The organism is Methanosphaera sp. ISO3-F5 (genome assembly GCF_034480035.2).
Lineage (GTDB): Archaea > Methanobacteriota > Methanobacteria > Methanobacteriales > Methanobacteriaceae > Methanosphaera.
Window position 1 is genome coordinate 127,024 of sequence record NZ_CP118753.2, and the last position, 15,625, is coordinate 142,648.

A 15,625-nucleotide genomic window follows, 5' to 3' on the forward strand; every position below is an offset into this window, starting at 1 on the left:
AAATTAATATCCTATTGTTATTATTACTAATATATGTAATATTTAAATTAATTATTTTTATTAAAAAAAAGTATTTAAAAAAATAAAGAATTTTTGAATGGGTGGTTAAGAAAAATAAATTATCCTTTTCTAAGTAATGTTTTTCTGATTTTTTTAGAAAGTTCTTCAGGTGTAGGTGCACCGACAAATGCTACTTCGCCATCTACTACAACAGTAGGTACTGACATTATTTGATATTCTCTTACTTTATCAATGTTTTCATCTACATTTAAGTGTTCATATTCTACTTGGTCACCTAATTCTTTTACTACTTCTTCTGCTGCTGAAACTGCCATAGGACAGTAAGGACATGAATGTGATGTGAATACTTCTAATTTTACAGTCATTTTCTTTTCTCCATTATTTTATATTATTATTTATTTATTGTTTTTAAAATATTAATAAGGATTGTTATATAATATTATAATAGTATTTTTTTTTAGGGGATTGGTAATTATGGTTAAAGTTCGTTCACCTGCATCAGCAACAGTTATTAATGCAATAAGCACTGGTAAAGGATCAGCATTTGGTATAGAATTATATGTAACCGCTGAGGTAAAAATATTAAACAGAGAATCTGACTCAGATATATCTTATGTTTGTAAAAGCTTAGATAATCCTGACATGGATACAACATTAATGGAATTATGTGTAGAAAAAGTATATGATAGATTATTAGAACATCCAAAATTTAATTTAAAGAATATTACATTGCTTGTTGAAACAAAATCAGATATTCCTCCGGGTTCTGGATTATCAAGTAGTAGTGCTGCATCTAATTCTGTTGTTTATGCAACAATATTAACACTTTTAGAAGAAGCTAATATGACGTTGGATGATGTAAACATTACTGATGAGGATATATTGAATTTGGGTATTGATGCATCATTAGAATGTGGAGTTACAAAAACAGGATCATATGATGATGCTTCCGCTTCATATTATGGTGGTTGGAAAATTACTGATAATTATGAAAGAAAAATGTTATATGAATATTCTATCGAATATCAAAAAATATTAATATATATACCTAACAAATCTTTATATACTGCACAGTCTGATGTTAAAGCTATGAAAACTTTATCATCACTTGTGGAAATTGCATTCGATAATGCAGTAAATAAGAATATTGAGAAAGCTCTAACTTTAAATGGCTTATTGTATTGTGCGGCATTGGATTTAGATAGTCAAATATCCATGGATGCATTAAAATCAGGAGCTAAAGCTGCAGGATTATCAGGAACTGGATCTGCATACACTATTTTAGTAGATGATACTTCAAATATTGATGAAATTAAGAAAGTTTTATCGAAATATCCTGGTAAATTAATTGAAACAAAACCAGACACTATTGGGACTGTAGTTTTAAAGTAATGCGTGATAATATGAATAAAGATGAAGCACAACATTTATTGAACAAATCAAGGGAAAAAATAGATGAATTAGATGATAAAATATTAGAATTAATCCTTGAACGTACTTCACTAGCTGAAGATATTATAACATCTAAGAAAGCTTTAAATAAAGAATTATTCGATTCTTCTAGAGAAAATATTATTCACAATAAAATAAAAAATGCGGTTGCTGATAAACAAATAAACACGGATAAAGTTCTACAAATTTTTGATTTATTAGCATCAATCAATAAAGAAGAGCAAGAAAAATATCTATAATAACGTTAATTAATTACTTAAGAAAAACTGGAGGTTTGATTATGGGAAATATAAGAACAACATTTGTAAAAAGAACAGCAAAAGAATTATTAGAATTACACGGTGATAAATTCAACAGTGATTTTGAGAACAACAAACAAATGGTTGCTGAATACTCAACAGTATCCACAAAACATTTAAGAAATCAAATTGCTGGATACGCAACACACTTATTAGAACAATAATTTTATTATTGAATCTACTTTTTTTAATTTTATTTTATTATTTTTCATATCTTTTAACAGATATACTACTTATTTTACAACTTTATCACAGTATCAATAACCCTACTTTTTAAATTTAAAATGGCTCTGTAGAAAACCTTGCATTGAGAGAAATATGAGTAATAACCCAAATATAGTTTTTTTTACAGAGGGAAATATTTTATTTCAATATTCTCCTTTCTTCATCATAATACAATTCTCACTCATATTGAGTAATTGTAATTTTTCATTTGATTCCTGCCTAATTGCCGCCAACGCTAAGCATAGTAAGTGGTACAGGCGATCTCCGGGAAACCCTCGGTTCACATATAAAAATACTTTGTTTATATAATTATATTTTTTTTAATCCTTCTCGTTGTATGTTTTTGGCTGCGTTTATGTCTCTGTCATGTGTGTTTCCACATTGTGGACATGTCCATATTCTGTTGTCGAGTTTTAACTTGTCATTGTAGTATTGGCAGTTGTTGCATGTTTTACTGGAGGGGTACCATTGGTCGATGTGTATTAGTGTTCGTCCGTGTTCATATGCTTTTTGTTCTATTATTTTTGTGAACATGTGCCATGATTTTTCCTGTATACTCTTAGATAGTCTGCTGTTTTTTAGCATACCTTTGATGTTTAGTGTTTCCATGCAGATTACTTGGTATTTTTCTGTTAATCGTTGCGCTATCTTATAGAAGTGATAGTCTAGTATGTTATGTATTTTTTCATAGGTTTGTGCTATTTTCTTTTTGATTTTATTATAGTTTTTGCTGCTAAATTCTTTTTTGGAAATAGTTTTCTTTGTAATCTTCGTATTTTGTTGTTTAGTTGTATGATTTTGTTTTGTTGTGGGAACTGTATTATTTTGCCCGTGTTTATTGTGACAAAACGTGATACTCCCAAATCTATACCACAACTACGATTATTACTCTTAAAAATATGTCTTGTAACATTTTTACATAAAATAGAAATAAAATATTTGCCGGATGCTTTTTGTTTAACTGTTACAGATTGTATTTGGCCAGTTATCTTTTGATGGGTACGAAATCGGATCCAACCTACCTTAGGAAGACGAATAAATTTGTCCTTAATTCTATATATTGTTATTGTATATTATTGGTTTTATAAGATTGTACTGGATTATATTTATTTTTATGGCGTGGATACTTGCTGATTTGGTTAAAGAATCTGTTAAATGCATTTTCTAAATTTTTCAATGATTCAATTAAACCTGTGGAATCAACTCGTTTTAACCAAGTTTTAGACTTTTTTAGCTCAGTTAACATAGCTGAACAATCATAAAAAGACAAATACTCTCCCTTTTCAGTATATACTTTCTTTTTGGCATCCAGAAAAGTATTAAAAACAAACCGACAACAACCAAACTGATTGGTGAAAAAATTCTCTTGAACCTCATCAGGATAAATACGAACAACAAAACTCTTATACATAACAACTTTCAAAAAAATACACCAAATAATAAAATATTAAATATAGATAATAAATTATTACTTATTGTATAGTTAATAATTATTCGATAATAGTATTTAAATATTTTGATAAAAAGTCAATGCTATTAAGTTGAGGTATTGTTGAACTTTGGTAGGATTATATATTTTTTTTAATGTTTATTTTTTTTTACATAATATTTATAAGTGATGATGTATATATTATTATATATGGTAGGCAAAACTAAAATTGATATTTTTAGGAATATGTCTAAATCTGAGTTAAAAGAAGCAATGCATGAGTATGTTATAGCTCATAGAATATATGAACGATTATATGCTATTAATTTATTAGCAGAAGGTTATTCATATGATATGGTAGCACATAAAATGAATAAATCTTATCAGACTATTCACAGGTGGGCTAAAATTTGTGAATCTGAGGGAATTGATGGTTTGAAACCTAATTATACTGGTGGAAGACCAGAAAAAATAAGTAAATCAGATTTACATAAAGTAGACCTTATGATTAAAGAAAATGATGAAATTACTATTCAAGAAGTTCATGATTTTATTTTAAAAGAATTTAATGTCGATTACAGTATGAAGCAAATATGGGAGATTTTAACTCAAAAACTAAATTATAAATGTAAAAATACTAAAGTTATACCCAAAAATAAAGAGTTAATCAGTAATACATAGTAATTTATAGGTTTAGATCATTATTCTTATTGTTTTTAATCTAATATTTTTTTTTGCATCACATCATCTATAAAAAACATTATGTAATATTTTGGTGGTTTGATTTATCATGTTTTCAAAAGTAATAGTATCCAACACATTATCCAATTTACGAAATATAGATAAAAAGTATTATGTTAATGAAAATAACTTCATATATTCAAAAAAATTAACTCCCGAAAACACAGCAGGTATTATATTGAATAATAATGGATTAAACATTAATTCACAAGCTAGACATTTCATCAAAAGAATTGAAAAAAATTGGTTTTTTAAAGTTTCAGGTTCTGCTTTTTGCCAAAGAAGACAAAATTTACTCCCTGAATTATTTAAAGAGGAAAATGATAAGTTAATTCATAACGTATACAAACAATTAAAACATTTACATAAATATAATGGAAAATCATTACTTGCAGCAGATACTTCTATCATAACACTAACTAATCATACTATTACTAACGAAAAATATGGAATTAAGTCCAAATTAGATGCTAAAAACACTATTCCACGAGCAAGAATTTCATGTATAACTGATACACTAACTAATATGGTAATAAGTGCTAGCATCAATATTAAAGCAACTAGCGAACCTAAACTTGCATCTAGACAAATAAATGAGCTTAAAAACATCATCGATTTAGAAAACAGCATAATTATGGGTGACAGAGGATATGACTCACTAGAAATGATGTTAAACATCATAGAACAAAACTCCTATTTCATAATACGATTAAAAGACTCCACATTCAAAAAAGAACGCGAAAATTTAACAAAACAGGATGAAAACATATGGATTAACATAAATAATACTCGTTTAAAAAATGCTGAAAATAAAGAAATAAAAGAAAAATACCTAAAAGAAGGACGAATTAAACTAAGAATAATCGAAATAAAATTAGAAAAAGAAAATGATGAAGAAGAAAATAAAGAATACCTTATTACAAATTTAACAAAAGAAATGGCACCATATGATGATTTTAAAGAGTTATATCATCAAAGATGGAGTATAGAAACAGAATTTGACCGATTAAAAAACATACACGAAATAGAAAATTTCAGCGGTAGAAAAGAAATATGCATAAAACAAGACTTCTACGCTAAAATATTAACATACAACATGACTATGACACTTAAACAAGACGGAGAAAGATTTATGACAATATTAATCTCAAAAAACAAAAAAAGACGATACCAAATCAACATATCAACTGCACTCAGTTTATTCAAAGACATATTAATAGTATTATTAAGAGAAAAAGAAGAATTTAAACTAAAATTATTAGAATTTTGTATATACGAGATGATAGAAGATTTATCTTCATCCTTAATCGATCCACCAAACACAGAAAGAATAGTAAAAGACATAACCAACAAATTTCCAGGAAATATCAAAAGAGCATAAAAAAAGATAAAAAAATAACTCAACTTAATAGCATTGATAAAAAGTATTACTTTTCACACTTTATTCATATGATTTCTACAGGGCCTTTAAAATATAAAACTCCACTTTTTTTGCATTAATTTTATTTACTAAAAAATCACATATATTATTAGGAATAATTATATTGTTAACTAAAATTTAAAATCTATATCAAATAAATAAAGGTGAATTTATGGGAATAGTTGTGGCGAAATTCGGAGGTACATCTGTAGGTTCAGGTGAACGTATACAAAAAGCAGCTAATTCAGTTGTAAATGAATATATGCAAGGAAGTAAAGTTGTAGTAGTAGTTTCTGCTATAAATAAAACAACTGATGAATCAATAAAATTAGTCAAAGAATCAATTGGTGATACAGTTACTTCAAAACAATTAGCAGGAATCCTTTCAATGGGTGAAATGCAAAGTGTACGTATAATGGCAGCAACAATAGAATCATTAGGTGTAAAATCTGAATATATTGATCCATTCAATGAAAAATGGCCAGTAATAACAGATAGTGATTATCTGAATGCAAAAATAGACCGTGAAGAAACAAAAAAAAGAGTTCAGGAACACATTACCAAACTAATTAATCAAGGAATAATTCCAGTAATTTGTGGATTTTTAGGAAAAGATTTAGAAGGATCAGTAACAACTCTTGGAAGAGGAGGAAGTGATGTTTCAGCATTTCTTTTAGGTCACTGTATTGATGCAGATGAAGTTGTAATAGTAACTGATGTAAAAGGAGTTATGTCTACAGACCCTAGAAAACTAGACAATGCCGAAAAATTAGATAAAATCACTGTAGAAGAAATGGTAGATTTAGCTAATTATGGTGCACAAGTATTACATCCAAACGCTTTAAGATACAAGGATCCTGACATCAAAGCAAAAATAATAAGTTTTGAATATGGTGATTTAAGAGTTCATGGAACAGACATTATTGGACCGGCACACCCAGAAGATGAAGTAATATCAATAATGAAGCTTAATGAAAAATTATCAGTCATTGCAGTTGTAGGCGAAGACTTAATGAATAAACAGGGAATTATTGCTGACATAACCAAGAAAGTAAGTGATAATAATATTGGTATATACGGAATATCAACAGGCGAAAGTTCAATTACATTATTCTTTGAAGAAAAAGATGCAATTAAAGCACATGAAGTATTACATGAATTAGTAATAGGTGGCGACAGATTAAGTTCACTTTCATTAGGACAAAAAATAGCAATGATATCAGTGGTAAGCCATGATTTTATAGACACCCCTGGCATCATAGCAAGCATTACAAAACCATTACATGAAAATAACATAAATATTGTTGAATTATCCTCAAGTCAAACATCAGTAGTAGTATTTGTTGATTGGGGTGATGGTGATAGAGCATACGAGTTAATAAGGGAGACTTTAAAATGAATTTAGATGGAACACATGTAGCAATGGTCACACCATTAGATGATGACAAAAAAATTAATGAAGAAGCATATAGAAACTTAATAGATTTTCTAATAGATGGAGGAGTAGAAGGAATTCTTGCAGCAGGAACAACCGGTGAATCTGCAACAATGACTCATGAAGAACATCAAAAAGTAATCGACATAATGGTTGATCAAGCAGATGGAAGAGCAGTAACAATTGCAGGAGCAGGAAGTAATGCAACTGCAGAAGCAATGGATTTAGTAAAATATGCTGAAGATGCTGGTGCAGATGCAGCTTTGGTAATAACTCCTTATTATAACAAACCACAACAAAGTGGATTATATGATCATTTTAAATTATTAAATGATTCAAATAACATTCCTATAATAGCATATAATGTACCTTCAAGAACAGGTATAGATTTATCAGTAGATTCAATAATTGATATAGCAAAATTAGACAATATAATTGCAATAAAGGAAGCAAATCCAGATTTAAATAAGTTAGCAACAGTATTTAATGAAATTGAAAAGCAAGACATTAAAGATTTCACAGTATTATCAGGAAATGACTCATTAACATTACCTATGATAGCACAAGGAGCAAGAGGAGTAATAAGTGTAGCTGCTAATATAATGCCGAATAAAACCTCAACAATGGTAAGAAAAGCTTTAGAAGGAAATTATGATGAAGCTAGAACATTATCCAACGAATTATTTGATTTAATGGATGTAATGTTTATTGAAGCAAGTCCAGCTCCTGCAAAAAGAGCATTAAATTTAATGGGTAAAAATGCTGGCGGATTAAGAATGCCATTAAAAGAAATGAGCAAAGAAAACGATGTAATATTACAAGAAATTCTTAAAAGATATGAATTAATATAAGGTGAAAAAATGATAAGAGTAGCAGTAACTGGCTGTCTAGGAAATATGGGTTCAAAAATTATAAGAACCGTACAAGAACAAGAAAATATGGAAGTAGTACTAGGTATAGAAATGCCAAATTCTCCATTAGCAGGAAAAGATTTAGGTGAACAAATAGGTTTAGGAACTATGGGAGTTAAAATCATAGGCTCACAAGATCTTAAATCAGAACTGGAAGCTGTAAAACCTGACGTACTAATTGATTTTACCATTGCAACAGCAGCAGTAGAAACAGTGAAAATATGTGCTGAATGTGGAGTAAATGTTGTTGTAGGAACTACTGGAATTAAAGATGATCAATTAGAAGTGATGCATAATGCAATCAAAGAAAACAATATCAAAGCAGTAATTTCACCTAACATGGCCACAGGAGTAAATGTTTTCTTCGAAATAGTAGGACAAGTAGCTAAAATATTGGGTCATGAATATGATGTTGAAATAGTGGAAGCACATCATCATAATAAACAGGATGCACCTTCAGGAACTGCTAAACGTGCAGCAGAAATAGTTGCAGAAAATCTAGATTTAAGCTTAAATGATTCTGCATGTTATGGAAGAGAAGGAATGGTTGGTAAAAGACCAAAAGATGAAATAGGTATTCATGCAGTACGTGGTGGCGATATTGTAGGAGATCATACAGTAATGTTCTGTGGTGATGGTGAAAGAATAGAAGTTATCCATAGAGCTTCAACCAGACAAGCATTTGTTAATGGTGTAATAAGAGCAGTAAATTATTTAATGAACAAACAAGAAAAACCTATAGCTGACATGTTTGATGTACTAGGTTTATAAAGGTGAAATTTATGGTAAGAAATGTGTGTGTACTTGGTGCTACTGGAATGGTAGGACAAAGATTTATTCAATTATTGTCCCAAGTACCAGATTTTAATATAGTTAACGTGGCAGCTTCTGAAAGATCTGCCGGAAAAAAATATGAAGATGCAGTAACATGGCATCAAACAACACCTATTCCTGAAGAAGTTAGGGAAATGAGAATAGTTAATACTGATCCATCAGAAGTAAGTGATGATGTTGATTTCGTATTTGCTTCTCTTCCAGCAGGACTGGCTGAACCAGTTGAAGCAGCTTTTGCTGAAAAATTCATAGTTGCATCTAATGCTAGTGTAAATCGTATGAAAGAAAATATTCCATTAGTTATTCCAGAAGTTAATCCGGAACACTTGGAAATGATGGAAACACAAAAAGATGTAAATGGATGGGATGGTTGTATTGTAACAAATCCTAACTGTTCTACAATTGCATTAACTTTAACATTAAAACCATTGTTTGATAAATATACTTTTAAAAGAGTTTCTGTAACTACTATGCAGGCAGTTAGTGGTGCAGGATACAATGGAGTACCATCAATGGGTATTTTGGATAATGTCATACCATATATTGGTGGCGAAGAAGAAAAAATGCAATCTGAAACTTTACATTTATTAGGTAAAGTAAACGGTGGTCTAGTTGAAAAAGCTAATTTCCCTTTAAGTGCATCATGTAATAGGGTTGGTGTTGTGGATGGACATACAGAATCTGTTTCAATAGAGTTTGAAGATGATGATGTTACAGTGGAAGATATTGAGAAAGCTATGAATGATTTTAAAGGTATTCCTCAGAAAGAAAAATTGTCTTTTGCTCCAGAACAACCGGTAATTGTTAGAAAAGAAGAGGATAGGCCTCAACCTCGTATGGATAGGGATGCTGGTCATGGTATGAGTGTTTCAGTAGGAAGAGTAAGGGAGGATGTATTTGAGAACAGTTTCAAATATACTCTTGTTGGCCATAATACTATACGTGGTGCAGCAGGTGCTTCTATCTTAAATGCACAATTAATTTCTAAATTATACTTATAATCTTCAATTTTTTTCTTTTTTAGGTGATGTTATGTTATTAATATTACAATCACTTGACCAATTTATATTAGAATTTATTAATTTATCTTATCATAGTATGTTGCTGGATAATGTTGTATTGTTAATATCATATATGGGTTTAATATTTTTTTGGATTTTAATTGCATTAATATTGTATTTTTGTGGTAATGAAAAAGGAAAAAGTGTTGCAAAGAGAATGATTATTATTCTTATATTAGTCACAATTGTAACTCAATTACTTAAAATTATTATAATGAGACCAAGACCTTATACTGTATTGTCATCGTTGGTGGTTCTTGCTACTGAAAGTGATTATTCTTTCCCTTCAGGTCATACTTCTATCTCAGTTTCAATGATTTATTTATTGGCTAAAAATTATGATAATTATTATTTATGGATTATTCCTATATTGGTGATGTTATCAAGATTGTATATGGGAGTGCATTATCCTTCTGATGTATTGGGAGGTTTTTTAGTAGGTTTATTGGTAGCGTATGGGGGAGATTATTGTCTTAATCTTAAAAGAATTAAATTATAGTTTTTTATTAAAGAAAAAGTTTAAAAGTTTGAATTAAATATATATTAAATAGTGATCACAATGGCGTTTTTAAAGGATGTAGAATCAGAAGAGTTGAGAGAATTAGTTAAATCTTGTTTTAAAGAAATTAACAATCTTAAAGAACAATTGAACGAAGAAAATAGGGATATTAAAACAAATGAAGTAGTTAAAAATGTTTTAATCCAAAATGAAAATCAAAACAGTAACTTAACCACAAGAATAAATGAACTTACTGACGAAGTAAACAAGAAAGAAACAATCCTTAAAGAAAAAGATCTTCAACTTCAAGAAAAAGACACACAATTAAAAGAAAAAGATCTTTTAATAAGTGAACTAAATTCAAAAATGAATTCATCAAGTACTGGAACAGAAGGAATCGAATCAGAATACAAACAACAAATATCTGACCTAGAAAATACAATTGAAGATCAAATAAAAGAAATTGAACTACTAAAATCAGTACATACAGATTCAAACGAACAATCAGATAAAGAACTTAAATTAGAACTAACCAAACTTAAAGAACAAAACGAAGAATTAAAAAAATTATCATCACAAACAGAAATTACACAACTACGCTCAGTAATTGACAGACAAACAGAAGAACTTAAAGAAATTCCAATACTTAAAAATCAGTTAACAATAGAAATAACAGGCAGAGACCAAAAAATCAAAAAATACGAAGAAGAAATAGAATCATTAAACCAGAAATTATCAACAACAGACCAAACAGAAGCTCAAAAAATAATAGAATCTAAAGATACAGAATTAAATCAATTAAACAGTCAGATATCTGAACTAGAATCAACAATAGAAGAACTAAAAAACAATGATGAATCCGATGAAATAAGTCAACTAAAATCAGAAATATCCGTATTAAAAGAAGAAAATGAAACACTAAAATTATCTAATGAAAAACCTTCATCAGATAACATGTCTGCTTTAATCGAAGATTTCACAAAAAAATCAAATGAACTAATAGAAGTTCAAGCAGAATTACAAAAAATCAAAGACTTGAATAAAATAAACGAATTTAAATTAACAGAACTAGAAAATGAAAACGCCAAATTAAAGAAATCTGTTGATACCGAAGAAATTCCAATTCAAGTAACTGATTCACAAAAAGAAGAAATAGATTCTCTTAAACAAAAACTATCCGAAAAAGAAGAATTACTATCTTCTAAAGATGAAGAAATAGAATCATTAAACAAAAAATTAGAAACATATATATCTGAAGAACAAATTGATGAAGAAGAATTCAACGCATTAAAACATGACTTAGAAAACAAAACACAAGAATACGATGCACTACAATTAGATTTAATTGAAAAAGATGCAACAATAAAATCTTTCAAACAACAATATGAAACATTAGAACTTAAATACAATAATTTACAAGAAGACAACAACAAAGTGTCACAAGAATTAAAAGTACTAACAGAAAAAACCAATGAACAAGACTTAGAAATTAATACATTAACTTTAGATGATGAGTCCAATTCAGATAAAATCAAAGAATTAGAATCATTATTATCTCAAAAAGACCAGGAAATAGCATCATTAAAAGTCCAATTAGACTCAGTAGATATTGATTCAAAAGCTTCAGAAGATTCAATCGATTTACAAGAAGAACTTAAAGAAACTAAAAAGTTATTATACGAAAAAGATGCAGAATATGATAAACTTAAACTAGATTATAATCAGCTACGTAAATCCACAACTAAACAAATAGATGATTTAAACGAAAACATGTCCGGTTTCTTAAACAACAACGAAAAATTAAGAACCGAAAATGAATATTTGGATAAAACATTAAATGATAAAAATATTCTTCTTAACAAATTAAAACAAGATAAAGAAACACTAGAATTAACAATAAAAGAAAAAGATGCAAGCTATGATAAATTAAAAGATGAATCTTTCGCAGTTAAAAAATATAATGAAAACCAAATAAGCAAACTTAAAGAAGAAGTTCAAGAAAAATCAGATAAAGTAGCAGCACTTCCACAAAAAATTGAACTAAAAAATATTGAAATTTCACAATTAAATAAACTACTTAAAGCTGCTCAATCAGAATCTGCTTCAAAAACAGAAACTATAAAAGATTTACGTAATAATATCCAAGTCTCTCAAGAAGAAATTAAGCAATTAAAAGATAAACTTGCTAAAGATTCAATACTTGTTGATGATAAACTAAAAGCTAAAGAAGATGAAATATTCAAATTAAATGAAAAATTCACTAATGAATCTAATGAAAAAGATAATGAATTATCAAAACTAAATTCCTTGTTAAGTCAAAGACAATATAAAATAGAAGAATTAAATGAAACAATTAATTCTCTACAAAAAGATTTAGTTTCATTAAATAATCAAGTAGAAGAAAGTTCTGCTAAATTTGCACAATCAGAATCAATCATTGAAGCTAAAGACACTACAATATCAAAACAAGATGAATTATTATCTGACTTAAATGCACAAATAGGAAGATTTGAAAACAAACTCAAACTTAAAGATGATGATATTGACGAATTAAATACTAAAATATCTCAGAAAGACACGGTTATTGATTCCTTGAAAACAGAGGTTTCTGATTCTAACAAAAAACTTGAACAAATTGATGTCTTATCTTCTGAAATAACAGAAAAAGAAGCACTAATTTCCAATATTCGTTCCGAGTTGGATGAAAAAACTAATGAATTACATGAAAGTAGGGATGCTGTAATTAGTTCTAATGCTAGAATTCAAGAACTAAAAGATCTTGTTGACAGAAAAAATAAGGATATAGATGACCATAAACAATTGTTATATGATAAAAACGAGGAATTGGATAAACTTAAAGATTTACAGCCACGTATTCGTGCATTAGAACTGGAAAAAGCTGATTTAAAATCTGATTATGAAAAACAAATAACCTCTCTTAAAGCTGATTTACAAAAAGCAGAAGTATTAAAAGATAATAATGAAAAATTAGATCAAGAAATAAGTAGATTAAACGAGGTTGTTAATGATAAAGATATTCAGTTAGGTGATATGGCTAAATTCAAAGATTATTTCAATGCAATGATTTCTAAACCATTGCCTGGTTTAACTAGTTTCCAATCACAAATATATCATTTATTACCGGATGCACATAGTGCTAGTGAATTATATGATTACCTGATGGACTTAGGTTTTACTGAGCTTGAAAAAGAAAGTTTTGCAAAAACACTTAAAGCTTTAGAAAAACGTGGTTTCTGTCAACGTGCTAGAGATGGGGATAAAATTATTTGGGTAAAAAATCCAGTTAATTTAGAAGAATAATCCTCTTATTTCACTCCTTTTTTTATTTTACTGTTTTTGCAAAGTTTTTACTTATTTTAAATTTTAATTTATTTTCATTAATGTTTTTCTGTATTCAGTACAGAAAAATAACCATAAAGTATTTATATAATGTCAAACCCATTAATGAATATAGACTGATTGTAAAAAAATTATTTTAATGAAATATTATAAACTAAAAAAAAATTATTAGAATTTAATTTGAGGTAATAAAATGGCACAACAAACACAACAACCATTAATCATCTTACCTGAAGGAACATCAAGAGCTTTAGGAAGAGATGCACAAAGAAACAATATATTAGCAGGAAAAGTATTAGCAGAAACCGTAAGAACAACATTAGGTCCAAAAGGTATGGACAAAATGCTCGTTGACGGAATCGGAGACATCGTAGTAACAAACGATGGAGTAACCATCCTAAAAGAAATGGACATCGAACATCCAGCAGCAAAAATGCTAGTAGAAGTAGCAAAAACCCAAGAAGACGAAGTAGGGGACGGAACAACAACAGCAGTAATCATCGCAGGAGAATTACTCAAAAGATCAGAAGAATTATTAGACAAAGACATCCACCCAACCATCGTAGCATTAGGTTACAGACAAGCAGCACAAAAAGCACAAGAATTACTAGAATCAATATCACTCGACACTTCCGATAAAGAAACATTACTAAAAGTAGCAATGACAGCAATGACCGGAAAAGGAACAGAAAAAGCAAGAGAACCATTAGCAGAATTAATTGTTGGCGCAGTAAGTCAAGTAGAAGAAGACGGTAAAGTAGACATCGAACAAATAAAAATCGAATCAAAAGACGGTGCAGCAATAGAAGACTCAGAATTAGTATCTGGAGTAATCATAGACAAAGAAAGAGTACACCCAGGAATGCCTACAAACATTGAAAACGCTAAAATCGCATTAGTAAACAGTGCAATAGAAGTTAAAGAAACAGAAGTAGATGCAGAAATCAGAATTACCGACCCAGCACAAATGCAAGCATTCATCGAACAAGAAGAAGCAATGATTAAAGAAATGGTAGATGAATTAGTAAACGCTGGAGCAAACGTATTATTCTGTCAAAAAGGTATCGATGACTTAGCACAACACTACTTAGCAAAAGCAGGAATCTTAGCAACAAGAAGAGTTAAAAAATCAGACATGGAAAAATTAGCAAAAGCAACCGGTGCAAAAATCGTAACAAACATCCAAGACCTAACCGCAGAAGATTTAGGAGATGCAGGATCAGTAGCTGAAGATAAAGTATCCGGTGACGACATGATCTTTGTAAAAGAATGTAAAGATCCAAAAGCAGTAACCTTATTATTAAGAGGTTCAACCAGTCACGTAGTAGACGAAATCGAAAGAGCAGTAGAAGATGCAATAGGTGTAGTAGCTTCAACAGTAGAAGATGGAAAAGTTGTTGTTGGTGGAGGAGCTCCTGAAATAGCAATAGCAAAAGGATTAAAAGACTACGCAGAAACAATCAGTGGAAGAGAACAATTAGCAGTTATGGCATTTGCTGATGCATTAGAAGTTGTACCAAGAACCTTAGCAGAAAATGCAGGTCTAGACAGCATAGACTCCTTAGTAGATTTAAGAGCAGCTCACGAAGATTCAATATACATGGGATTAAATGTATTTGAAGGTGGAGTAGCAGACATGAAAGAAGCAGGAGTTATCGAACCTCAAAGAGTTAAAAAACAAGCAATTCAATCTGCAGCAGAAGCAGCTGAAATGATTTTAAGAATCGATGATGTAATTGCATCCTCCAGCCAAGGAGATGTAGCAGCAGCTCAAGGTATGGATGGAATGGGCGGAATGCCTCCAATGTAAGTAGGTTAAAACCTATAAAATGTTAAATTACCTATAAATTAAACTATTAGGAACTTTCTAAAGTATTAATATTAGGGGAAAATCCATGATAATTTTTCATGGATTACTTTTTTTTATAATTTTTTTAT

At 29.3% G+C, this 15,625-nt stretch carries 15 protein-coding genes; 12 read left to right on the forward strand and 3 right to left on the reverse strand.

Annotated elements, in window-relative coordinates; translation table 11 throughout:
* Positions 1 to 119 precede the first annotated feature (119 nt).
* Positions 120 to 386, reverse strand: coding sequence for an MJ0307 family thioredoxin (locus PXD04_RS12335; protein ID WP_323737179.1), 267 nt, complete (start codon positions 384 to 386; stop codon positions 120 to 122).
* A gap of 109 nt (positions 387 to 495) precedes the next feature.
* On the opposite strand from PXD04_RS12335, the gene PXD04_RS12340 reads away from it, so the two are divergent.
* Genes PXD04_RS12340 through PXD04_RS12350 form a run of 3 tightly spaced genes read left to right on the forward strand, consistent with a single transcriptional unit; the run spans position 496 to position 1,936 of the window.
* Positions 496 to 1,413 carry a shikimate kinase gene (locus PXD04_RS12340; protein ID WP_323737180.1) on the forward strand — a complete coding sequence of 306 codons (918 nt, stop codon included), beginning with the start codon at positions 496 to 498 and terminating at the stop codon, positions 1,411 to 1,413.
* 11 nt (positions 1,414 to 1,424) lie between these two features.
* Complete coding sequence (locus tag PXD04_RS12345) at positions 1,425 to 1,712, forward strand: chorismate mutase (RefSeq protein WP_323737181.1); 288 nt, start codon at positions 1,425 to 1,427, stop codon at positions 1,710 to 1,712.
* Between the two features lie 41 nt (positions 1,713 to 1,753).
* Positions 1,754 to 1,936: a 30S ribosomal protein S17e gene (locus PXD04_RS12350; RefSeq protein ID WP_323737182.1), complete on the forward strand. Its 183-nt coding sequence runs from the start codon at positions 1,754 to 1,756 to the stop codon at positions 1,934 to 1,936.
* Between the two features lie 370 nt (positions 1,937 to 2,306).
* Here PXD04_RS12350 and PXD04_RS12355 read toward each other — a convergent pair whose 3' ends face one another.
* Entirely contained in the window at positions 2,307 to 2,873 is a 567-nt protein-coding gene (locus tag PXD04_RS12355) for an RNA-guided endonuclease TnpB family protein (protein WP_323737183.1), read from the reverse strand.
* A 187-nt stretch (positions 2,874 to 3,060) separates the two neighbouring features.
* Entirely contained in the window at positions 3,061 to 3,420 is a 360-nt protein-coding gene (locus PXD04_RS12360) for a helix-turn-helix domain-containing protein (RefSeq protein WP_323737184.1), read from the reverse strand.
* A gap of 216 nt (positions 3,421 to 3,636) precedes the next feature.
* Between PXD04_RS12360 and PXD04_RS12365 the strand changes: the two genes are divergently transcribed.
* From PXD04_RS12365 to thsA, 9 genes are all read left to right on the forward strand, one after another.
* The gene (locus PXD04_RS12365) at positions 3,637 to 4,107 is read left to right on the forward strand and encodes a helix-turn-helix domain-containing protein (protein WP_323736688.1); all 471 of its coding nucleotides are present in this window, start codon (positions 3,637 to 3,639) and stop codon (positions 4,105 to 4,107) included.
* 109 nt (positions 4,108 to 4,216) lie between these two features.
* The gene (locus PXD04_RS12370) at positions 4,217 to 5,548 is read left to right on the forward strand and encodes an IS4 family transposase (RefSeq protein WP_323736687.1); all 1,332 of its coding nucleotides are present in this window, start codon (positions 4,217 to 4,219) and stop codon (positions 5,546 to 5,548) included.
* A gap of 211 nt (positions 5,549 to 5,759) precedes the next feature.
* Positions 5,760 to 6,986: an aspartate kinase gene (locus PXD04_RS12375; protein WP_323737185.1), complete on the forward strand. Its 1,227-nt coding sequence runs from the start codon at positions 5,760 to 5,762 to the stop codon at positions 6,984 to 6,986.
* Entirely contained in the window at positions 6,983 to 7,873 is an 891-nt protein-coding gene (gene dapA / locus PXD04_RS12380; RefSeq protein WP_323737186.1) for a 4-hydroxy-tetrahydrodipicolinate synthase, read from the forward strand. The genes PXD04_RS12375 and dapA overlap by 4 nt, the downstream gene beginning before the upstream one ends.
* A gap of 9 nt (positions 7,874 to 7,882) precedes the next feature.
* Entirely contained in the window at positions 7,883 to 8,704 is an 822-nt protein-coding gene (gene dapB, locus PXD04_RS12385) for a 4-hydroxy-tetrahydrodipicolinate reductase (RefSeq protein ID WP_323737187.1), read from the forward strand.
* Positions 8,705 to 8,715: 11 nt separating this feature from the next.
* Positions 8,716 to 9,768, forward strand: coding sequence for an aspartate-semialdehyde dehydrogenase (gene asd / locus PXD04_RS12390; protein ID WP_323737188.1), 1,053 nt, complete (start codon positions 8,716 to 8,718; stop codon positions 9,766 to 9,768).
* 31 nt (positions 9,769 to 9,799) lie between these two features.
* The gene (locus PXD04_RS12395) at positions 9,800 to 10,327 is read left to right on the forward strand and encodes a phosphatase PAP2 family protein (RefSeq protein ID WP_323737189.1); all 528 of its coding nucleotides are present in this window, start codon (positions 9,800 to 9,802) and stop codon (positions 10,325 to 10,327) included.
* A 60-nt stretch (positions 10,328 to 10,387) separates the two neighbouring features.
* A complete protein-coding gene (locus PXD04_RS12400; protein WP_323737190.1) occupies positions 10,388 to 13,648 on the forward strand; it encodes a hypothetical protein in 3,261 nt (1,086 codons plus the stop codon).
* Positions 13,649 to 13,880: 232 nt separating this feature from the next.
* Complete coding sequence (gene thsA / locus PXD04_RS12405) at positions 13,881 to 15,497, forward strand: thermosome subunit alpha (protein ID WP_323737191.1); 1,617 nt, start codon at positions 13,881 to 13,883, stop codon at positions 15,495 to 15,497.
* The last annotated feature ends 128 nt before the right edge of the window (positions 15,498 to 15,625 follow it).